Genomic DNA, 440 nt, shown 5'->3' with positions numbered 1-440 from the left:
GACAACTAGGGTATCTAATCCTGTTTGCTCCCCACGCTTTCGCGCCTCAGCGTCAGTTACAGTCCAGTAAGCCGCCTTCGCCACTGGTGTTCCTCCTAATATCTACGCATTTCACCGCTACACTAGGAATTCCACTTACCTCTCCCGCACTCTAGATTCACAGTTTCCAAAGCAGTTCCAGTGTTGAGCACTGGCATTTCACTTCAGACTTATCTATCCGTCTACGCTCCCTTTACACCCAGTAAATCCGGATAACGCTTGCCCCCTACGTATTACCGCGGCTGCTGGCACGTAGTTAGCCGGGGCTTCTTACTCAGGTACCGTCATCTTCTTCCCTGCTGATAGAGCTTTACATCACGAATGACTTCTTCACTCACGCGGCGTTGCTGCATCAGGGTTTCCCCCATTGTGCAATATTCCCCACTGCTGCCTCCCGTAGG

1 rRNA gene is annotated in these 440 nt (G+C 51.8%); it reads right to left on the bottom strand.

Annotated elements, in window-relative coordinates:
• Nucleotides 1-440: ribosomal RNA gene (locus CRU95_RS16195) — 16S ribosomal RNA — on the bottom strand; the annotation flags it as partial.

The sequence above is a fragment of the Arcobacter sp. F2176 genome (genome assembly GCF_004116465.1).
Taxonomy (GTDB): domain Bacteria; phylum Campylobacterota; class Campylobacteria; order Campylobacterales; family Arcobacteraceae; genus Arcobacter; species Arcobacter siniprincipis.
Note: the sequence above shows the minus strand (reverse complement) of the source record. Positions and strands in the feature narration are given on the sequence as shown.